Below are 21,450 nucleotides of genomic sequence, written 5' to 3'. Positions count from 1 at the left end.
TTAGGGTATGGATGACCACAGCACCTGCCGCTTCAGCGGTAGCCTAATGGCTCATTCCGGTGGACATGCCGTTCCCCACTAATCTACTTAGAGGAGGCAGATATTCATGAATCAACATGTTACCTTGCCAATTGAGGTACAGGACTTCTACAATGCAGTGAACCAATACCAGCCTGACGCTCTGATCGAATTGTTCGCACCCGGCGCTACCGTGAAGGATAACGGGAAATCGGCCGAAGGCACAGAGGCTATAGCGGCTTGGGGAGAATCCGAGCTGTTCTCCGCTAAGGTCCGCTTTACCATTATGGAAATTGAAGAAATCCAGGGCCGCATTGCGGTGACCGCTGAGATGGAGGGGGAGTTCAATAAGAACCGTGTTCCCGCCCCGCAGCAGTTCACCCATGAATTCAAGGTACAAGGCGGCAAAATCAGCGAGCTAATCATCACGCTTAAATAGGCTTTTATGAAGCAAAAAAAAGAAATCGTTCCTTCGGAAGATTGGGCTGCCGCCCAGCCCTTTCAAAGGAGCGATTTCTTTGGTATGAGACAATCATCCGGGAAGGCAAAAGACAGCCGGAATTGTCCGCCGTCAAGCGCAGCCTCAAGGCTGCCTCCCTGCTTCTCTACCAGTTGCTTGACAATGGCGAGTCCCAGACCGAGCTGGCCGCTTGACCGCGAAGAATCGCTGGTATACGTCCGCTGGAACAACCTGGGCAGATCCTGCTCTTGGATATGCTCCGTTTCATTGGCGAACTTCAGCTTCACCTGCTGCTGTTCCGTATAGAGGGAGACAGTCAAGCGGTTTTTGCCGTACCGGAGCACATTCTGCAGCACATTGGAGAAAATGCGGATCATGGCTTTCTCATCCAGCGGGATGGCCTTGACGTTCTCATCCAGATGAAGCTGCACCTCGATGCCCTTCTGCGTAAGGTCCGGATGAAACGCCAGAATCACTTCGCTCAGCAGGCTGTAGAGATAAACCGGCTGGCTGTCCAAAGGAGTGTCCCCCGAGTCTATACTGGACAATTCGTAGAACGCTTCTACAATATTGTTCATGACCGCCATCTTATGCATAATGATCTCCAGATACTGCTGCCGCTCGGCCTCGGAAGCAAGGGGATCTTTCAGCAGATAGGCATATCCCTGCATGGACGTAAGCGGAGTCCGCAGATCATGGGACAGATTGGCGATCTCTTCCTTCACGGCGTGCTCTCTCGACTGGTGGATCACCCGCTCTCTCTGGCGCTGATCCAGCAGCCGGTTAACAGCCACGATGAGCCGCTCCATCTCCTTCCCGGGCAGAGGCAGCTTGACATGCAGGTGCTGCAGGGAAGACGACTCCCACTCCGTCAATTGCCGCCGCACTTGAATCATACTCTGCCGTTGTAGCAGATACACAAGGAGTATACATACAGCGGCTAGAGCGGCAAGAATGACCATAGCAAGATACATTTGTCTTCCCTCCTTAGCTGCACCTGTTAGAACTCTTCCTTCCTGAACAGATACAATCCCAATACATAAAAGAACAGCGTATACACCATTCCTGTAACCCATGGTTCCCAGGCAGGATAGGTTGGCACATCAAAGACATTGAACAAATAATAAGCAGGGCTATGACTGTGAAGCCATGCTGCCCAGGCATATCTGCCTTTCAGAGCACCCAAAATCAAGTAGGGCAGGAAATAGATCAGCAGGAACACGGTAGATATCTGTGCATTCTTGTTCATCACAGCGTTGATACAGAAGTAGGTGGTTACACCGGCAATCATAATAGGCAGCATGCCAAGCAGCATCTGGCAGTATTCAGTAAGCGCATATTCATAGCTGCGCAGCAGCAGCTTCGAACCAAGCAGGACAGAGATCCCGACCAGAACGAGCGCGAACAGCAGGAAGCCGGCCAGTGTAACCAGCAGCTTGGCGGTGTAGATCGAGCGTCTGCTGAAGCCGTAGGCTACGGTATTTTTGAGCACATGCTTGTGATCTCCCATCAGGACCCCGGTAAAAATAGACAGCAATGCGAATACCACAGGCATCATTGACAGCACATTACGGTAGAAGAAGCGCTCATTCCCATAGGGAAAATCCGGCACAGACTGATGAAAGACCATGAGTGTTATAGCGGCACCGGCCATTAACACCGCACAGAGCAACCCGTAATAATAATAGTTCTTGGTGCGGACAAAACGGTACTGCTCACTTTTCATCAGATTAAGCATGACGCTCACCTCCCAGCAGCCCCAGGTAATATTCTTCCAGATCCCCGCCGGTGGCTGCAATGGAGAACACGCTGACGCCCTGGGCATGAAGCACCCGGTTGAGCTGATCGGTCTTATCCATACCGCCGGAGAGCAGAATCCGGTGCCCCGGCAGGATCCGGTAAGGGATACCCGGGAAATGCTTCTCCAGAACGGTAGACGCTTTGCCGCTGTCATCCACCACGATCTCTACATTTCTTCTGGTCTTCTGCAGCAGTTCTTCTGCCGTCAATTGCTCCACAATCTTCCCCTGGTCCATGAAAATATAACGGGTAGCCACACTCTGCAGCTCAGACAATACGTGACTTGAGATGAGGATTGTGACCTTCTTCTCTTGATTGAGCGTCTGCAGGAGCTGGCGGATCTCCGCCTTCCCCTCCGGGTCAAGGCCATTGGTCGGTTCATCCAGAATCAGCAGCTCGGGGCGGGTCATCAGCGCAAGCGCGAGTCCCAGCCGCTGCTTCATCCCGAGGGAGAAGGCTTTGAATTTCTTGTTCGCGGCATGAAGCAGATTGACATCCTTAAGCGCCTGCTCGATGGAATCCTTACCGGCCAGACCCCTCTGCTGGCGGAAATACTCCAGGTTCTGCCTGGCTGTGAAGTCCGGGAAGAACGCAGGCTCTTCAATCATCGCCCCGATGCTCCGGCGTCCCTTCCGCAGACCGGCGTCATCCCGGTGTCCGTAGAGCGCAATCGTGCCTGCCGATGGAAACACCTGCTCTGTGATACATTTGAACAGCGTGGTTTTGCCTGCGCCATTTTTACCGATCAGTGCGGCAATATCCCCTGACTCAATCTGCAGGTTAATATCCCGGAGCGCATAAGCTTCCTGATAGGTCTTATTGAGCGCCTTAATCTCCAATATACAATGCATCATCGTTAAGACTCCCTTGCCGTTTGATAATTCCATTGTATAAAGAACACTTTTAATAAGCTTTAAGCAAAGTCTTAAGAAAGTTTAAAGAATTCCCCGTTACACCAGCTTGAACCCGATGCCCCAAATCGTGCGGATATACTCCTCTTCCGAGACTGTAGTCATTTTGGCACGCAGATTGCTGATATGTACATTAATGGTGTTATCGTCTCCCAGGTACGTGCCGCCCCAGATTTGCCGGTACAGCTCGCTTTTGGAGAAAATGTGATCCGGCTTGGACATAAGCACCGCCAGAAGCTCGAACTCGTATTTGGTTAAAGTCAGGACCTGGCCATCCAGCATAACCTCCCGCCGCTGCTTGTCCATGACCAGCCCGCGTACCTTGAGCATCTCTCCATCAGGACCTGCGGCAGGCGCATATTGCAGCCGGCGAAGCTGCGCGTACACTCTGGCCATCACCTCCTCCTGGTCAAAGGGCTTGGTGATGTAGTCATCCGCTCCCAGACGCAGCAGACTCACCTTGTCCTCGAGCGTGCTTTTGGCCGAGATTACAATAATGGGTACGATAGACTGTTCACGGATCTGCGCAATCAGCGATTCGCCGCTCATGCCTGGCAGCATCAGGTCCAGCAGGATCAACTGGTAGTCTTCAAGCGACATTCTGAGGGAGGCTTCGCTCCCTGAGAATGCAGGCACGGCCGTCAGTCCTTCACTTATCAGCATACGGCACAGCAGGCGGTTAATGTCGGCATCATCTTCTACCACAAGTACGCTGAGATTGGCATTGTTCACTTTAGCCTGCCTCCTTACGAATTACAATAAAGCACGTGCTGTCCGGCAAAGGCACCGCCTGCCCGTTATCGTCCATCATAACCACTCTGTTCTCCAGCGCCTCCGTGTATCCCTCCTGCAGGTAATGACGGAAGACCTCTATCTTGGCCCGGTCCCCCAGCGTCTGCTGAATGAATGCGGTGTACTGCGAGGGTGTGAAGTAGCCGAACTGCTCCTGAACCTCATGAATGTAGGCTTCCTCCCCCCAGGTGTACGTATACAGGAATTCCATCGCATCATTCACCGGCATCAGCACCTCGTGTTCGCCCAGCTGTTCATAACGGATATTCCGTCCGGCAAAATCCTTCGCGTACCGCTTCAGCCACGCCATGCCGTCCGCCTCTAGAAGCTGTACCCGCCGCAGCTCATCCTCCGGCTCACTCATTATGCCGTCGCGGATAATGATCGTCCCGCCGTCAGCCAATACCTCGAAGGCACTGGTCAGGGCTGCCGCTACCGTGCCGTGATTGAACTTCCGGCCGTCCAACGGCACATAGGAATACAACTCATGCAGAATGGATGAGAAAATCACCGTGTCCACCGTGCCCGGCTCCACATAATCCTTCAGGTTCAGCGCATCGCCCTGGAGCACCTCCCAGCGGCGGCCTTCCCGCTGCTTGCGCTGCCGCAGCGATTCAATCACATTGCTGGAGATATCAATACCCACTGGCACTGCCTCCGGCATCCGCTGCTCGATCAGGTCCAACAGCACCCCGCCGCCGGGGCCGATGTCCAGCACCTTCCGCCCGGTAACGTAGTCCAGAATCACCGCCTTATAATCTGCCGTATCATTCATCTGGCTTAAGTAGGTGTCCTCATTGTGGAAGCGGTCGAAGGCATCCCGCCGCAGATCGAACAGGTCGAACAGCAACAGGACCGCCCGTTCATACAGCGCTGACTTCTCGGCCTCCATACAGAACTCAATCAGCTTCTCCGCTGCCGCTGAGAACTCGAACTGGAAGAACAGCGTATCCGGCAGATGCTCCTTCCCCCGCAGCCTGTGCGTAAGATGCGGGTTGCTGCCGGAAGGCTTCACGCCGCTGTAGATCTCCTCCCAGCTCAGCTCCGAGAGATACTTCTCAATAATCCGTTTCTTATAGACGTTGATCTTCTTACTGCCCTTATAGTCATAATGAATACTGTTCATGACCGCCTCGAAGCTCAGATGACTTAGCTGAAGCGGACTGCTGCCGGCCACCAGACTCATGACCTTCAGGAACTGCTCCAGCGAGAAGGTCTGAAGCGCCGATTCCACATACCAGAAGGTGGCAGGCTGCAGCGGCTCCAGCGCAGCAGGGAGGAAGCCCTCCTGCACCAGCCCGTCCCACTCCGTCTCGTAATCCTCCCCCTGCGCAATGGACCCGGCGCGCATTCTCCGCAGACGTTCCTTCATCGGGACTTCAGGCTGCAGATGCCCTGAAGCAATTACAGCAATCAGCTCCATGGCCTGCAGGCGGACCTCCTGCCACAGCTCCGGGGATACCGCAGCAATGATGCAGTGATTCAGTGCGAACAGCAGCCGCTCCAGCTCCTCTGCGCCCAGCATGCCGTGCTCCACCAGTCCGGACAACGGAAGATTGACGGAAGGCGGAACCTCGCCGCGGATTTGCTGTCCAATCAGCCCATGCGTCTCGATCAGCGCATGTATGACCCGTCTCTTCTCCGCAGAGCCTGCCTCGTCCTGCTTCATAACTTCTGCGTACCTCCGGTACAACTCTGCGGAGCCGATATTATGAACGAAAATATTAATGCCCTCTTCCTGCCAGCTCCGCCGCTGCCGGAGAGTCCCGCCCTTAGCCGTCTCCGACCAGATCAGCGTCTCCTCGGCCAGCTCCTTGATCCAATACGACAGCGGCAGACTGTCCAGCACCCGCAGACTCCGCTCTACATAATCCAGCACCGGATTCTGCTGCGCAAGCGACTGCAGCGATTCTACCCGCTCCAGGTTCACAATCGTCTGCTCTGCCTGCACGATGTACTCCAGCCACGGATAGACTTCTCCGGCAGGCCATTCTCCTTCACGATACGCCTCTATAGCCCGTAATGATTTCAGCATTTGCATGCCTCCCTATGTAATAGCAATCTATATACAATAGCCCATGTGCTTCAGGTTTGAATCAGAGTGTCCCCGGAATGGAACAAACCGCAAGCTTCTATTATAGAAGCCTGCGGCTGCGAAGAGCTCTTGTTCAATTGTATCAGATAGTTGGCCGGGAATCAGATTCCTCTCATTTCACACCTGCCATGAATTCTCTGTAATCCTTGGCAATCTCTTTGGACAGCGTATGATGCAGATAATGTCCGCCATTGAGCGGCACCAGCTTACCGTACACGGAATCCTTCACCTGTTCCTCATGCAGCTGCATCCAGCCCTCAACATCGGTATTATTTGACTGTACGAAGAGCAGCAGCGGAAGCTCTCTGGGGAAGGTCAGCGCCTGGGCTGCTGTGAAATTCTCCTTGAAATGATCGATCTCATTCACGACAGTGTCATTGTTTGAGTTCTTTGTGGCGATCATTTTCATCTGCTGCTTGGTGTGTTCGTCGAACGAAAGCCCGGCATACGGGTCGCCGCCTATCTTTTGGAACAATCTCACAATGCCGGATTTGTCGAGGAACTTAAGCGTTCCCACCGGTATTTCATCGTCCAAGCCCCCTTGGTTCGGCACACTGCTGTCGATTCCTACAAAAGCCGTCACTTCATCCTTATACTTGTTCACATAATCCAGTCCGTAGATTCCGGCGATGGAATGTCCCATGAGTGTGTATCGCTTGATTCCAAGCTGCTGCAGCGCTTCATGAATCTCACTGACTATATTGTCCGAGGTCCGTTCCTTATCGGTCAGGTCACTTAAGCCATAGCCGAACGGCTCCACCACGACTACTTTGTAGTTAGGAGACAGCTCGTCTACCAGCGGTTTGAAATCAAGCGCCGGTGCCCCGGTGCCATACCCCGTCAGCAGCACCACAGTCTCCTCACCCGATCCCTGGATGAGTACATTCATCTTCTTGCCATCGACTGGCACAAGCTGCCCGTACTGATCAATCTTCTTCAGCTCCGCTTTGCTGCTGATGATATTGACCACAAATACTACGGCAAAAAACAATACGATCACAATCAACAATGCCGCTATAGACTTAAGCAGGATTCTGAGTCCTTTTTTCATTATACAATCACCTGTCCTTATGAATCGGATGTACTGCCTTGATGAAGTGCTAAGGATAGTATATATAATGAAAATGTACTCTCCGTGACGGTAATATGAACGGAGGATGAACGGTGTAATAATCTAATCTGCCGGTGTATTCAGCGGCAGCGTTACAATGAAGCTTGTGCCTGCGCCTAGCTCACTCTCGACCCGGATATCTCCTTGATGAAGCAGGACGATCTGCTTCACGATCGCCAGCCCCATCCCGCTGCCGTTATACTTGCGGCTATGGGAGCGGTCCGCCTTGAAGAAGCGTTCGAAGATCCGCTTCTGGTCCTCGGGAGCGATCCCGATGCCGGTGTCGGATACACGAACGGTTACACTTCTATTATCTTGCTTTGTATGGACACTGATTACTCCCCCATCCCCGGAGAACTTAATGCTGTTGCCCAGCAGGTTCGTCCATACCTGGCTCAACAGGTCATAATCCGCTGTCAGCGTGGCAGCCGTCAGCTGAAGATCGAAGTTGATGCGCCGGGCCGACCATTGCGGCTGAAGAGCAACGATCACGCGCCGGATCTGTTCATCCAGGCTGAAGGTGGTGAACCGGAGCTGCTGGGACTGCGATTCAAGCAGACTCAGCTTCAGCAGGCTGTCGCTCATCTTGGACATCCGTTCGGCTTCCCCGATGATGATATCGATATAGCGGCCCCGCTCGCTCTCAGGAATATTCATCTGCTTCAGCGCCAGGGCATAGCCGGAGATGGAGGTCAGCGGCGACTGCACCTCATGAGATACATTCGACACGAAGTCACGGCGCATCTGCTCCAGCTGCTGCAGATCATGCGTCATCTCCTCGAAGCTGCGCGCGAGGGCGCCCAGCTCTCCCTTTTGCTTGATATTCAGCTTCACGTTGAAGTCCCCGGCTGCGATCTTGCGCGTCGCGTTGGTCAGCTTCTTAATCGGCCGGACCACGAACATGGCCGCCACCAAGATCACGAGACTCCCGGAGACCAGCGAATACACCACGAAATTCACCAGCCATTTCAGCACAAAAGCAGAGGAGGGGGGACCGACCGGCTCTACGAACAGTGCTTTTTTTCCCGTATCCGTAGTTAATTGCATCCCTAGCAGGCTGATGGAGATGCCTGACGGATTGACCTGCACAATTCCGCCTGCCAGCACCTGCTGCACCTGCGCTTCAGTCACGGTCTCCAGCTTCATTCCTTCTGGACCGCCATAAGACTGAACCCCGCCGTTCGCATCGTAAATCCGCACATGATAGGTCTCAAGCTGCTTCATGCCGCTTACGAACTTGTCAGCTTCCGTCAGCGGGAAAGCATCATAGATCTGTACGACATCTTGTGCGAAGCGCAGCAATTGAACCTGCAGGTTCTCGTTCAATTCATCTTTGTATATCCAGATTGCCAGATTGAAGGAGATCACTGTCCCCCCGATTACGGAGATCAGATAAGTCAGGACCACACGGGTATATAAGGACTTGATCATTCAGTAACCTCAATCCGGTATCCCAGACCGCGGACAGTCTCGATCCGAAAATCCGGCGAAGCCGCAAACCGTTCACGCAGGCGCTTGATATGTACATCTATCGTCCGGTCATCCCCCGAGTAATCAATGCCCCAGATCTGGTCGATCAGCTGCTCGCGGGTATAGACCTGCCCCGGTGTTCCGGCCAGCTTATACAGCAGCTCGAACTCTTTAAGCGGCAGGGACAGCGCTTCTGTCCCGTTCATCACCTTGTAGGTCTGCCGGTCCAGCGTTACCTCTCCGATACGGATCGTATGCGACTTGCCGATTCCCGAGCGCTTCAGCAAGGCTCTGACCCGGACCGTCAGCTCCAGCGGATCAAAGGGCTTAGTCAGATAATCATCGGTTCCCAGCTCGAATCCCTTCACCTTCTCCCAGGTCTCCCCCTTTGCCGTCAGCATTAACAGCGGCAGCTCCGGGTCTGCTCTGCGAAGCTCCTTGCATAGCGCCCAGCCGTCCATCACCGGCATCATAATATCCAGGATGACCAGATCCACATGCGTTCTGGCATAGACCGCCAGCGCCTCTTGCCCGTCTGCCGCTTCAGCGGTATCGAATCCGTCATTGCGCAGAAATAGGCAGACAAGCTCGCGGATATTCGCATCGTCGTCTGCAACAAGTATAGTAGGCATCTATTCCCTCTTTTCGTATGATCCGGCCTTATAACTATTTCTATCTTCCCATTAGCATCACCCTGCTGCTTTGCCGGTATGCACCGACACCAGCACCCACTCCGGCCTCGCTACGGCTAGGTGCCGAACCGCTGCCGGTAGCCGCATTTACGGCACAGCTCCTCAACAGCTTCCCTCCGCGAGAAACCATAGAACAGATTATTCGCCCGTTCCCCCTCGACAATCTCGGAGAACGGCTGCTCATGAATATTGCCAAGGTTGATCACCCCTTCGCCATCCAGACAGCACGGCACAACGGTGCCGTCTACCAGGACCGCCGCCTGGCTGCGCAGCGCATGGCAGAAGCCCTTGCCGTCATCCTCCGGCTCATGCAGCGCCGGCCATCTGAACTCGTGGTCCTGGTTCAGGTACACACGCGGGGCGATCTTCACGCCGCTGCCGGGAACGACCTTCTCCTCGATCCTGTAGCCCAGTCCAAAAGCCTCCTCCAGCATGGCCAGTGTCTCACGGTTGCGCTCCTTCTCCAGATTCGTCCGGTTGTCCTCCGTCAGATTCCAGAGCCGGAACGAGACAATGACGCCGCGCGCAGAGATCTCCCGGACGAACTGGATGATCTCTGTAAGATAACCTTCACGGTTCTCCGAGCCTGCATGGCCGTCGAAGCTGTGCAGCGAGAAGTTCATCTGCCGCAGTGCCGGCTTGCCGAGCAGCTTCGGCCCCGCTTTACGGATCAGCGTGCCGTTGGTCGTAATATTGACCTTGAAGCCCTTGGCATGCGCGGCATCCAGCAGCTCACCCAGCTTCGGATGCAGCAGCGGCTCGCCTTTGACATGCAGATAGATATGATTGCTATGCGGTTTGATCTCATCAAGAATCGTGTTGAACGTCTCCAGCTTCATGAAATTCTTCTGCCGCTCCGTGGGCGGACAGAAGCTGCAGGCCAGGTTGCAGACGCTTGTGATCTCGATGTATACCTTTTTGAACGTCTTCAAGTTCCGCTCCCCATTTCAATATATAATGCAGCCCAGGCTGCCCGTTACGTTAGAGATCCGAAGCATACCGCAGGCCAATCTGGGCTCTCGCCTCTTCCATCAGCTCTGCCACCGCCAGGGAATTGGCGTGGCTGTTGGTCGCGCTCTCCCGCTGCCCGCTCTTCAGCAAATGAATGAACTCTTCAATCTCATAGTACATTGCCTCATACACCTGCGGTAGCGTAAGCTCCTCGACGGTTCCGTCGCGGTAGTGGATTTTGACCTGATAGGGCTGGTTAATCTTGTCGATCACCATCGTTCCGTTCTCGCCCTGAATCTCAGCAGGCAGATAGGAATCGGCAATCTTGGAATGCATGACCACCGCGTCCATGTCCGGGTAACGCATGACCATACTGCCTTCCCCGTCCACACCTGAAGCGAGCATCAGCCCAACGGCCTTGACCGAATCCGGCTTGCCGAACAAAGCCACCATCGGATATAAGCAATAGATCCCCAGATCCATCAGAGAGCCGTTGGAATATTCAGGATTGAACGCATTCAGCACCGTCCCCTGCCGGTAAGCATCATACCTCGAAGAGTATTGACAATAACCTGCGAAGTAGCGCCGGACTTGACCCAGCTTATATAAGTTATCCCGGATCACGCCAAAATTCGGCATGAACGTGGATTTCATCGCTTCCATGAACAGCACATCATTGCTGCGCGCAGCTTCAATCATCGCCTTCAGCTCCCGGCTGTTGGAGGCCGCCGGCTTCTCACAGATCACATGCTTACCGTGGTTCAGACAGATCAATGAATGCTCCGCATGCATCGAGTTGGGGCTGGCGATATAGACCGCGTCCACCTCTGCGCTTGATACCATCGCCTCCAGATCCGTATAGATCGAAGCCCCGGCATACTTGGCGGCAAAAGCCTGTCCCTTCTCCTGTGTGCGGGAATACACGGCCGTGAGCAGAAACTCCTCATTCTCAAGTCCCGCCTGCACAAAGCGGTCTGTAATCCAGTTAGTCCCTACAACCCCGAAACGAATAGTCATGAATGATCCCGTCCTTTTTTAAATATATAAGCTATAACTGCTATTTTCTCATTCCATGATAGGTATGTCCACTTATATACCGTAATTTCCGACAAATTCCGCTAGATTTCGATTGTGAAAAAAAACACCTAAGATTAAGCACCCTTCATCCAATATCCCTTGGTCCATTCGTACATGGAGGCAATGGTGCATGGGCCGGCCAATCGAAGATGCAACCATACGAACCTGGAACGATTCGCCGATCCAACACCTCCAGCGGAGCCATACCTCACCTTCAGTGAAGCCATGCCTTACCTTCAGCGGGGCCATGCATTAACTCACATAGAGCCACTCCACTCTAACCTACCTTGCATCCCACACAGCCGAGCCTGCAATTGTACTTCGTACAATAGAATCCGGTGTAAAGCTCCTGTTTTGCCATTCTGCTGTATTTTGTACAACAGAATCTGGAGTTTGGGCCTGTAACAGCCCTCACCCCATAAATCTACTGTATGAAATACAACAGACTCAATTTTAGAGGTGTTTTGGGGACTTTCTATTGCACATAATGCAATCACCCGACTGGCGGAGGCAGGTTAGTCGCAGTAGGAGGTGAGCAATGAGCAGAGCGCAATGGCAGTGTGCAGTTAGGCAGTTAGGCAGTTAGTCAGTTAGTCAGTTAGCCACTGGGCCGTTAGGCAGTTAATCACTGGTCAGTTGGACTGTGGCTGTGCACCGAGCGAAACATTTGGAGATAGTTGTAGTCTGTGCAATTAAAAACAGGAATAAGGAAGGATTTCCTCTTCTAACTGTAGTCTGTACAACTAAATCCACCCGAATGGGCGAGTACTCATTTATAACGGTATTTTAATTGCACCAAATACAGCTAAACGGATATTCGGCGGCACACTAGGCGATTTAGTTGTACAGATTGCATTTAAGCATCTCATTCACAACTTAACCTTGGCACAGCAAACCCTCAGTAAGCAATTAGTTAACGTCCTTCTCACAAATTCACATCGCGCGCATACTATCCAGTGTTCCACAATACGAGCGGCAGCAAACAGCCCCCGCTCATCCCGGCGGGGGCTGTCTTCATCCTGCACGGGCCCCACTGGACACGCACCTATTTTACCCGTAAAAAGCTACAAGCTGGCGCACGATCTCCGCCTTATCATGATCGACCACGACCTGATGCTGCGGCTGCTCGAACAGGGCCGAGATCTGGGCCGGGAACTCCTGCTTGATGCCGGTCAAGGCAATCGCCTCATCGAACTTGGCCGGATGCGCTGTAGCGTAAGCAATGCTCACCTCATCCGGGGCACTGAACTTCTCGTACGCGGCTACCCCACATGCCGTATGCGGGTCGAGCAGATAGCCGGATTCCTGCTGGTACTTGCTGATGATCTCCAGACACTGTGCATTCTTCACGCCCAGCGCGGAGAAATCCGCCTGTACCCGGGCCAGCAGCTCGCCGTCCACCGTAATCGCGCCCTCGCTCTGCAAGGCTGCCATGTACCCGGACAGCTTATCCGCATCCTCGCCCAGCAGATAATACAGATAGCGTTCGAAGTTGCTCGCCACCTGGATATCCATCGACGGGCTGTAGGTGCCCGTGAAGCTGCCTGGTTTGTATTCGCCGGTGACCACGAACCGTTCGAGGATGTTGTTCTCATTGGTGGCGATGATCAGCTTGTGGATCGGCAGACCCATTTTCCGCGCCAGGAAGCCTGAGAAAATATTACCGAAGTTGCCCGAAGGCACGCTGATATTGACCTTCTTCTGATCGCTCCCCGGAAGCTGCAGATAAGCATGGAAATAATAGACCGTCTGCGCCAGAATGCGCACGAAGTTAATGGAGTTAATCGCCCGCAGGTGATACCGTCCCTTGAAGTCGAGATCGGCGAACAGCTCCTTGATAATCTTCTGGCAATCGTCGAAGTTGCCCTCTACGGACAGGTTCAGCACATTGCTGTCATCTACGGTAGTCATCTGCAGCTCCTGCACCTTGCTGACCTTGCCGTGCGGATGAAGGATACAGATCTTGATGCCTTCCTTGCCGCGCACACCCTGAATCGCAGCTGCTCCGGTATCGCCGGAGGTAGCCCCGAGAATATGGATAATCTCGCCCCGCACCTTGGCAATGTATGAATACAGCTCGCCCATGAACTGCAGCGCCACATCCTTGAAGGCAAACGTCGGCCCATGGAACAGCTCCAGCACGTATAGAGAATCGTTCACCCGATGCAGCGGCGTGACTTCCGGAGCGCGGAAGCTGCCATAGCTGGTGTAGACCATCGAGCGCAGATCATCATAAGGAATTTCGTCATTGGTATAATAGGAGAAAATCTCAAGGAACAGCTCCTGAAAGCTCAGGCTTCTCCATTCCTCCAGCTTCTCCGGGGAAATTACCGGAATCTCAGCCGGCACCATCAACCCGCCGTCATCCGCCAGCCCCATCAGAACCGTATCAATAAAGCCTCTGGCAGCTACCTTGCCTCTTGTGCTTATAAACTCCATACCCGTCTCATCCTCCTGAACCCCTCTTTATTTACTGTACATAGTACCACGTTTACGCGTTAAAGTCCGCTGATTCTATAAGATTAAGGCTCACCAGGCTATTTGCCCTGAAGCTCTTTCCAGACGGTTTTGTTGCTGTACTTCTTCTCTGTGCTGACATCCAGGCCAAACCATTCCGGGGCGGTGAAGCCTTCCGCCTCCTCCAGCGAATCGAACTCAACCTCAAGCACCGTAAGCTCCAGCTGGGTGTAGAGATCAATCTCCACCGTTGTACCGTTCCATACGCCTGTAATGCGGGTTTTGACCAGCGGGATCGCCTTCACAGCCTCAATCATCTGGTTATACAAGCCTGCGGAAATGAAATATTCAATCTCCTGGCGGCTGATGCCCTTGCCATCCTTGAACGTATGCGTGTACGTCACCTCACCCGTGTCCAGATCCGTTATCTTCCGCACCCGCAGCTCCTGCCCGTCCTCAATGGCAAGATACGTCTGGTCAATACTGTGACGGGTCAGCACCTTCAGCTGTCCTTCTTCAATCAGCCGCTCCGGGTATTCCGGAAGCAGGAATTTGCGTTCAATCTCCATAGCCATGCTGTTTCTCTCCTCTGTGTGCGAGCTTTATGCGAGCGTTAATGTTACATATTATTTATCATCATAGGGGCGGGTCATACGCAAGTCAACCGGAGGGAACGGATTCACCGGGAAAAAATCCTATACCTTCTGTCCGCCTAAGGCATGAATGTTATTCGCTCCCCAAGCCACGATCTCTTCAATTAACGGAACCAATTCCTGCCCGGAGGGGGTCAGGGAATACTCGACGCGCGGAGGCACCTCAGGATATTGCTCGCGATGGATAATGCCGTAGTCGATAAGGTCCTTGAGACTGTTCGTTAACGTGGTTCCGGTGATGCCGTGCAGCCTTCTTTTTAGTTCGTTATACCGGATCGGCCCCTCTTCGCTCAGCAAAGCGAGGATAGGCAGATTCCACTTCCCGCCGATGACATGAAAAGCAAAGGTGGCTGGGCACATCTGCGTTAAGTCAACCTCATATTTCATGGCTGATCCCTCCATTAGTATATTTTATATACCAAGTATTAAAAACAATAGTACTTGTTAATCTGATTCCAGATATTATAATCATACTACAACTGGAAACGGATATTTTAAAAAAAGAAAGTGAGGTAAACAGCTATGAATACAAATCCTATGATCTGTGATCTGAAGACAGGTGTATGCGGGGTAAGCGACGAGGAGCATACACAAATTATAGATTTCAATCCGCAGCAGCAGCCCAAAGTTACTCTCTATTATGCGACGGATCCGATCTGTTCACACTGCTGGGCCATCGAGCCTACCCTGAACCGGTTTATCCAGCAATATGGCAAGTACTTTCATCTGCAGCCTCTGATGGGCGGATTATTAGCCGGTTGGAATGGCTTCGCTGACAAGGCAAATGGAATACAGCAGCCAGCCGATGTAGCGGGGCACTGGAAGGAAGTCGGGGCGCATTACCGCATGCCCATTGACGGCACCCTATGGCTGAACAATCCGGTCATGTCCTCTTATCCGCCCTCCAGAGTATTCAAGGTTATCCAGCAGAGACATCCGGGAAAGGAACTGGCCTACTTGCGGAGCGCCAGAGAAGCCGTCTTCGTCTTCAACCGGAATATCGGAGAAGACGAGGTCCTCACGGATATTGTGAATAGTCTGGGATTACCCGGCGCAGAGATCGTTCAGGCCGCAGGACTGGAAGCGGCGCAGGAGCTGCTGGAGGAGGATTTTCAGAAGGTGGCCCAGCTCGGCGTACGCGGCTTCCCGACCCTTGTCATGGTCAATGAAGAGAACCAAGGCATTAAGCTGGTCGGGTCCCGCACCCTGCAAAACTACGTAGATGCCTTACAGCAGCTTATTCCTGAGCCGCTTGCTCCTGCCGCTCTCCCGGTGTTGCCGGTGCTGCTGGCCGAAGGACATCTTCTCTTCTCCAGAGAAATCGAGGCCATGTACGATATCAATCCAGAGGATGTGGAGGCCTACACCGCCGCTGCGCTTCCCAAGCATGCATATCGCACCGGGCAGATCCTGGGTGAGATGTTTATCGAACCGGCCTGAAGGTAGCCGTATTCAACAAAGAGCGGTCCTCCGATGACGGGGGACCGCTCTTTGTTGAATTATACTGAATCATGATGCCCATATACTGAATCATGCTGCCCATATACTGAATCATGATGCCCATATACTGAATCATGATGCCCATATACTGAATCATGCTGCCAATGCGGACTGAGAATCCGCTATTCCGCATAAATAGCCGCTTTGGCCCAATCATCCGGACTCAGTGGCCCTTATTCGTGCGATTTCCCCTTGAAACGGCCAACCCGGAAGACAATAAGGTATTCTGAGTCCGCAAGAACAGAAATCAGGTTAGTTTATGAGCAAATAAGATCATGTCAGTCCGCAAACCGGCTGTGGGTCAGGGGAGCCACGACTCCAGAGGTGAATTCACGCTACGGCGGGATCCCCGCTGCGGCAGAATCACAGTTGCGGCGGAATCACAGTTACGGGCAAGTCCACGGTTGCGGAAGTGTCTGCATCTGCGTGAGAGTTCGTGATTAGATATAATCCGCCATAGAACGGACTACGAGTCCGGTCGGAGCGGCAGGGGTGAAGTCTGCCCCTCCGCCGCTGCTCCCGCCCCGAATCGAGAACTCCACCGTCTTCGGCTCGCCAGGCAGCAGATCGAAGTAATTATCGGAGAAGATGCCTTCTTCTTCTACAGTGAGATGCACGCCCCGCGCCAGCACATCGCTGCTCAGCGTGAAGCTCTGCCCTCCGCTTCCCGGTACCTCTGTCACCGTGATGACCGGCTTGCTCAGCGGAATATCCTTCGCCCGGGCGAAGTAATGCTCCTTGCGCTCCAGCACTTGCCTTGTCTCCGTCCCCGGCTCCTGCACCTGTCCTGGCACAAGCTCCGCCTGCACCACCTGCCCGCTCTCCAGCAGGGAAGCTATCAGCAGCACCTGAGCCGGTTCGCGGCCCTCCAACACTTCAGCCAGCGGCAGCGTGAAGACCACAGCCGACGAATCCGCAGCGAGGGTTACCGGCTGTGACCATTCGCGCAGCAATAGGCCGCTGATATCATGCAGCCGCAGCACCAGCTCTGCGTCCAACGCCTCCCTCCGGTCAGACACCCCATAGACCTTGACGCTCTCCCCGTCTGTGCTGTCTACAGACAGCAGCACCTCCTGGAAGCTGCGGCGCACCGTATATTGCAGCGCCTTCCAGCGCCCGTAATAATCCATGCCCGCCCAGGAGGCTACCGGCCAGCAGTCATTCATCTGCCAGTACAGCGTGCCCATGCAGTAAGGCTTGTTGCGGCGGTGACTCTCCATAGCCATGCGGATCGCCTCGGCCTGAAGCACCTGGCTCATGTACAGGAAGCCCCGGAAATCCTTCGGCTGCGGCAGATACATATCCATATACTCCTTAATCAGCTGATTGCCCGCTCCATTCTTCTGATGGGCCAGCATAACCTTTGATTCCAGCGCCAGCTCCGCTTCCTCTGCATAGCTCAGCACCGACTTCAGCTCCGGGAAGGACTGGAAGCCGTATTCGCTCATGAAGCGGCCTACCTTGAGATTATAGTTCTCGAACGGCTCCTTGGCATGCCAGACGCCCCAGTAGTGGATATCCCCGTCACCCATAATCCGCGTCGCATGCTGATCCTGACCACCTGTGAGTTCGCGCAGCGGCGAGGACGGCCAGTAATCCATACCCGGATGGTTCGCAGCCACGGCTTCCGGCAGAATCCGGTGGAAGATTTCCTCATAGGCAGTCCATAAGCTCTGGCGAATCTCAGCATTCAGCTTCTCCTTCCAGCCCCAGCCCATGTACTCTTCATACTGCGACCAGGCTGAGTCAATCTCATTGTTCCCGCACCAGAGTGCGATACAAGGGTGGTTACGCAATCTGCGGACATTATATACCGCTTCTGCGCGGACATTATTCAGGAACGCCTCATCGCCCGGGTACATGCTACAGGCGAACATGAAGTCCTGCCAGACCAGCAGCCCGTATTCATCACACAACCGGTAGAACACTTCTTCTTCATAGAAGCCGCCGCCCCACACCCGCAGCATATTCATATTGGATTCCACGGCCGTGGCAATCTCATGGCGGTAACGTTCCTCCGTAACCTCTGTGATGAAGCTGTCATTCGGGATATGATTGGCACCCTTGGCGAAGACCGGCACCCCGTTCAGCTCAAAATGGAACGACGCCCCCTGCGCATCCGGCTTACGCACCAGCTTAATTTCCCGAAGCCCCGTCGTTACCTCCGATACTGCTACAGCCTCCGCTCCTTGCAGCAGCTCTGCACGGAAAAGGTACAGCTCCGGCGTGCCCAGGCCGTTGCACCACCACAGACGCGGGCGGTCAATCACCAGCTCAAGCTCTAGCGTCTGCTTGCCCGGAGTGAGCGTAACCGCCTTCATCCATTCCTGCCCTCCGGCACTCACCCGCAACAGGCCGCTCCATGCTTCCGGGGCGTCTGCTTCAATCACGGCCGTTAGCCGGGCCTCCTGCTCATTCACCTTCTGCTGGCGAATGTACAGATCCTCAATCGCCGCAACATCCCGGCCTGTCAGCACAGCTTCCCGCCAGATCCCGCTGGTCAGGAATCGCGGGCCCCAGTCCCACCCGTAGTGATACGGCGCTTTGCGGGCAAATACGCTGATCCGCTGCTCCTGAAGCCCGCCCAGCTCAGACTGGTCATTCGGCGCAGGCAGATCGTAGCCCAGCGCCGCCAGCTTTGGCAGATCCTCCGTCACCACCGAGCGGAAGACGATGCGGATCTCATTCTCACCCGCCCGCAGCAGACCCTTCACATTCACGGTCCAGGACAGGAACATATTGTCTGCGGACAAGGCGTGCACGCCGTTCACATACACATCGGCATACGTATCCAGCCCGGCGAACACCAGCTCAGTTACCGCCAGCGTCTGCCATGTCTCTTCTAATACAAATCCTGTTCTGTATTCCCAGTCCTTTTTATCAATCCATTGCAGCTCATGTTCATTTGTTCCATAGAAGGGCTGATCGATTACGCCATTGCGCAGCAGATCCGTATGCACCGTTCCCGGTACAACAGCCGTAAGCCATTCTTCATCTCCGCAGGCTCTGAATTCCCAGTTCGGCAGGTCGATTTGTAGTTGTTTCATAGTTCCTCCTATACTGTTTTTGCGCATTACGGCGCTTAGCTACCCTCATTATATTTTGTTATAATTACGTTAGCAATAACAATATTTATAGAAGCTACAATACAAACAAAACAAAAATCCCATCAAACCTCTCAAACAGATGTCCCGCTATAATAAGCCCCAATCACCGATTTACCATTTGTTATTTTTGTTATCTTCCCCCTGCGCTTACTTCTGCTTCTGCTGCTCTTCATGCTCCTTAATCACCTGCTCCGTCCCGAGCAGAATCAGCCTCAGGCCGAATTCAAAGGCCCCGTCGGTCCCCAGCAGCTCGAACAGTCCGTTCTTGAACATCCTCCGGAACAATCCAACCTCCTTCTCGCTCATGGAATCCATCAGGCGGAGCAGTTCCTCGCCCGGAGGCTCCTGCTGTTCCTTAGCCATCATGGAGACATTACGCTCATGCTCGTAATCATCCAGCACGAAGAAGAACACGAAGTTCACAAGTGTAGTGACCACCTGCACCTTCTGCGCCTCCTCAAGCGGCGTGGATTCCACACAGTGCAGCATCCGGTTGTTGAACCGGATAATGTCCGGCTCGTGGGGCAGTGTCATCATCATAAGCTGCGTAGAGCAGGAATACCGGCTGAGCACACTTCGTACCGTTACCGCAAATTCTGTCAGCTGCTCCTTCCAGTCGCCCTCCGGGCGGTGCTCCTCCAGGATGACTCTGGAGATGTGGTTGGCCAGCCGCTGGTAGAGATTCTGTTTGCTCTTGAAATACCAATACAGCGAGGGAGCCTGAATCCCCAGCCGGTCCGCCAGACGCCGCATACTGAATTTTTCGATCCCCCCCTCCCTGAGAAGCTCCCATGAAGCTTCCAGAATCCGGTCTTCCGAGATTTGAGGTTGTGCTTTTTTCATCGCTATCCGCCCTTTTATCTAACAGTGTAAGTTTATGCTTTACAGTCCATTAGGTTCATGATATCATCTAACACTGTAAGGTTCAATCTAACGACGTTAGATTAACAAAAATCAGTGAAAGAAGTGATCCCTAATGGATACCGAAAACCTTTATTATTTTGAAAAAGCACCCATCACCAAAGCCGTCGCCCATTTCGCCGTGCCCATGATGTTAGGCACCTCCATGAACGTCATCTATTCGATTCTGAATGCCTATTTCCTGGGCACTCTCCACAATACGGCCATGCTGACCGCACTAGCCCTGACCCTGCCGCTGTTCGCCATCATCATGGCGCTGGGCAATCTGGTGGGCATTGGCAGCGGCACCTACATCTCGCGGCTGCTTGGTGAGCACAAATATGATGAAGTCAAGCAAGTGTCTTCCTTCGCCTTTTACAGCAGTCTCTTGCTTGGCCTCCTCGTGATGGCCGTGGGTCTGCCGTTGATCGGCCCCATCCTTCACAGTCTGGGGGCAACGCCGGATTCCTATGGATTCACGAAGGATTATGTCACTGTCATGCTGATTGGCGCACCGTTTGTCGTGTTGTTCTTTACACTGGAGAATATGGTCCGCTCCGAGGGTGCAGCCATCGTCTCCATGATCGGTATGATGCTCAGCGTGGTGGTTAATATCCTGCTCGATGCATTTGTCATCTTCGTGCTCCACTGGGGTGTAATTGGCGTAGCGTCGGCAACGGTTGTTGCCAACATGGTTGCGAGTGCCTACTATGCCTTCCACATGGGCTACAAAAGCCAATTCCTGACGGTCTCCTTCAAATGGTTCAAGGCCACCAAGGAAATTCTAAGCAATGTGTTCAAAATCGGCGTTCCGGTCTTCATCATGAGTGTCTTTCTGGGAGCCATGTCGCTGATCTTCAATCTGTTCCTGATCGAATATGGGGATTCGGCTGTGGCCGCTTACGGGATATCCTCTAGATTACTGCAGTTCCCCGAGTTTATTCTGATGGGGTTATGCGAGGGAGTGGTGCCGCTCATTGCCTTCTCATTTACAGCGGATAAGCTGCGCATGAAGCATACGATCGGATTCACAGTAAAAGCGATGGCCGCCATGGCTGCCGTATTCGGTATCGTCGTCTATCTGATCTCCGACCATCTGATCGGTCTGTTCACCAGAGACCCGCAGATGATTGAGATGGGCAGCTACATTCTGCATGTCACCTTCTTGTCCTTATTCATTTCAGGGCTGACCACCTTGTTCATGGGGATCTTCCAGGCTACCGCGCAGGGAACGGCCGCATTCGTAATGTCGATTATTCAAGGGGTCACACTGATTCCTGTGCTCTACTTCGCCAACCGGATGAACGGCTTCCATGGCGTGGTGTGGTCGCTGGTCATTGCCGATGCCGCTGCCTTCCTGGTCGGTGCCGTCATGCTGTACGCCCTGCGGCACAAGCTCCAGCCCGAACTGGAGAGTCTGGTTCATTAAGTGGGCTTAAGCCCCCTCCAAGAAATA

The 21,450-nt window shown here is 53.6% G+C and carries 19 protein-coding genes; 3 read left to right on the top strand and 16 right to left on the bottom strand.

The features are described 5' to 3' along the window. Positions 1-106 precede the first annotated feature (106 nt). Positions 107-457, top strand: coding sequence for a nuclear transport factor 2 family protein (locus tag MKY86_RS02910; protein WP_051494108.1), 351 nt, complete (start codon positions 107-109; stop codon positions 455-457). Between the two features lie 62 nt (positions 458-519). On the opposite strand, the gene MKY86_RS02905 is transcribed toward MKY86_RS02910, so the two are convergent. From MKY86_RS02905 to MKY86_RS02845, 13 genes are all read right to left on the bottom strand, one after another. Continuing rightward, positions 520-1,452, bottom strand: coding sequence for a sensor histidine kinase (locus tag MKY86_RS02905; RefSeq protein WP_076078873.1), 933 nt, complete (start codon positions 1,450-1,452; stop codon positions 520-522). 26 nt (positions 1,453-1,478) lie between these two features. Then, positions 1,479-2,216, bottom strand: coding sequence for an ABC transporter permease (locus tag MKY86_RS02900; RefSeq protein WP_076078871.1), 738 nt, complete (start codon positions 2,214-2,216; stop codon positions 1,479-1,481). Further along, positions 2,209-3,132 (bottom strand): ABC transporter ATP-binding protein, encoded by a 924-nt coding sequence (locus MKY86_RS02895; RefSeq protein ID WP_076078870.1) that lies wholly within the window; start codon positions 3,130-3,132, stop codon positions 2,209-2,211. The genes MKY86_RS02900 and MKY86_RS02895 overlap by 8 nt, the downstream gene beginning before the upstream one ends. Before the next feature lie 96 nt (positions 3,133-3,228). Next, positions 3,229-3,921: a response regulator transcription factor gene (locus tag MKY86_RS02890; protein ID WP_076078868.1), complete on the bottom strand. Its 693-nt coding sequence runs from the start codon at positions 3,919-3,921 to the stop codon at positions 3,229-3,231. Between the two features lies 1 nt (position 3,922). After that, positions 3,923-6,016 carry a class I SAM-dependent methyltransferase gene (locus MKY86_RS02885; protein WP_076078860.1) on the bottom strand — a complete coding sequence of 698 codons (2,094 nt, stop codon included), beginning with the start codon at positions 6,014-6,016 and terminating at the stop codon, positions 3,923-3,925. Between the two features lie 172 nt (positions 6,017-6,188). Beyond that, on the bottom strand, positions 6,189-7,127 hold the full coding sequence (locus MKY86_RS02880) for an alpha/beta hydrolase (RefSeq protein WP_076078859.1): 939 nt from the start codon (positions 7,125-7,127) through the stop codon (positions 6,189-6,191). Between the two features lie 123 nt (positions 7,128-7,250). Continuing rightward, positions 7,251-8,618: a sensor histidine kinase gene (locus MKY86_RS02875; RefSeq protein ID WP_076078857.1), complete on the bottom strand. Its 1,368-nt coding sequence runs from the start codon at positions 8,616-8,618 to the stop codon at positions 7,251-7,253. Continuing rightward, positions 8,615-9,289, bottom strand: a complete 675-nt coding sequence (locus tag MKY86_RS02870; RefSeq protein WP_036731256.1) for a response regulator transcription factor — start codon at positions 9,287-9,289, stop codon at positions 8,615-8,617. Before MKY86_RS02870 ends, MKY86_RS02875 begins: the two co-directional genes overlap by 4 nt. A gap of 116 nt (positions 9,290-9,405) precedes the next feature. Beyond that, positions 9,406-10,281: a radical SAM/SPASM domain-containing protein gene (locus MKY86_RS02865; protein WP_076078855.1), complete on the bottom strand. Its 876-nt coding sequence runs from the start codon at positions 10,279-10,281 to the stop codon at positions 9,406-9,408. Between the two features lie 49 nt (positions 10,282-10,330). Beyond that, entirely contained in the window at positions 10,331-11,317 is a 987-nt protein-coding gene (locus MKY86_RS02860) for a Gfo/Idh/MocA family protein (RefSeq protein WP_076078854.1), read from the bottom strand. A gap of 1,110 nt (positions 11,318-12,427) precedes the next feature. Continuing rightward, the gene (gene thrC / locus MKY86_RS02855; RefSeq protein WP_076078852.1) at positions 12,428-13,816 is read right to left on the bottom strand and encodes a threonine synthase; all 1,389 of its coding nucleotides are present in this window, start codon (positions 13,814-13,816) and stop codon (positions 12,428-12,430) included. 98 nt (positions 13,817-13,914) lie between these two features. Beyond that, a complete protein-coding gene (locus MKY86_RS02850) occupies positions 13,915-14,409 on the bottom strand; it encodes a CYTH domain-containing protein (RefSeq protein ID WP_076078851.1) in 495 nt (164 codons plus the stop codon). Positions 14,410-14,529: 120 nt separating this feature from the next. Continuing rightward, positions 14,530-14,874: a winged helix-turn-helix transcriptional regulator gene (locus MKY86_RS02845; protein ID WP_076078849.1), complete on the bottom strand. Its 345-nt coding sequence runs from the start codon at positions 14,872-14,874 to the stop codon at positions 14,530-14,532. Positions 14,875-15,009: 135 nt separating this feature from the next. Here MKY86_RS02845 and MKY86_RS02840 point away from each other — a divergent pair, with 135 nt between their 5' ends. Then, complete coding sequence (locus MKY86_RS02840; protein ID WP_076078848.1) at positions 15,010-15,927, top strand: DsbA family protein; 918 nt, start codon at positions 15,010-15,012, stop codon at positions 15,925-15,927. On the opposite strand, the gene MKY86_RS02835 is transcribed toward MKY86_RS02840, so the two are convergent. From MKY86_RS02835 to MKY86_RS02825, 3 genes are all read right to left on the bottom strand, one after another. Then, positions 15,911-16,120, bottom strand: a complete 210-nt coding sequence (locus MKY86_RS02835; RefSeq protein ID WP_076078846.1) for a hypothetical protein — start codon at positions 16,118-16,120, stop codon at positions 15,911-15,913. The genes MKY86_RS02840 and MKY86_RS02835 overlap by 17 nt on opposite strands. 307 nt (positions 16,121-16,427) lie before the next feature. After that, positions 16,428-19,034 (bottom strand): beta-mannosidase, encoded by a 2,607-nt coding sequence (locus MKY86_RS02830; RefSeq protein WP_076078845.1) that lies wholly within the window; start codon positions 19,032-19,034, stop codon positions 16,428-16,430. 207 nt (positions 19,035-19,241) lie between these two features. Beyond that, positions 19,242-19,937, bottom strand: coding sequence for a TetR/AcrR family transcriptional regulator (locus MKY86_RS02825; RefSeq protein ID WP_076078843.1), 696 nt, complete (start codon positions 19,935-19,937; stop codon positions 19,242-19,244). Positions 19,938-20,070: 133 nt separating this feature from the next. Here MKY86_RS02825 and MKY86_RS02820 point away from each other — a divergent pair, with 133 nt between their 5' ends. Further along, positions 20,071-21,423, top strand: coding sequence for an MATE family efflux transporter (locus MKY86_RS02820; protein WP_076078842.1), 1,353 nt, complete (start codon positions 20,071-20,073; stop codon positions 21,421-21,423). Positions 21,424-21,450 lie beyond the last annotated feature (27 nt).

The sequence above is a fragment of the Paenibacillus sp. FSL R7-0333 genome, from assembly GCF_038000365.1.
GTDB classification, from domain to species: domain Bacteria; phylum Bacillota; class Bacilli; order Paenibacillales; family Paenibacillaceae; genus Paenibacillus_AQ; species Paenibacillus_AQ silagei.
The sequence above is the reverse complement of the archived record's forward strand: the minus strand, read 5'-3'. Positions and strand labels throughout refer to the sequence as shown.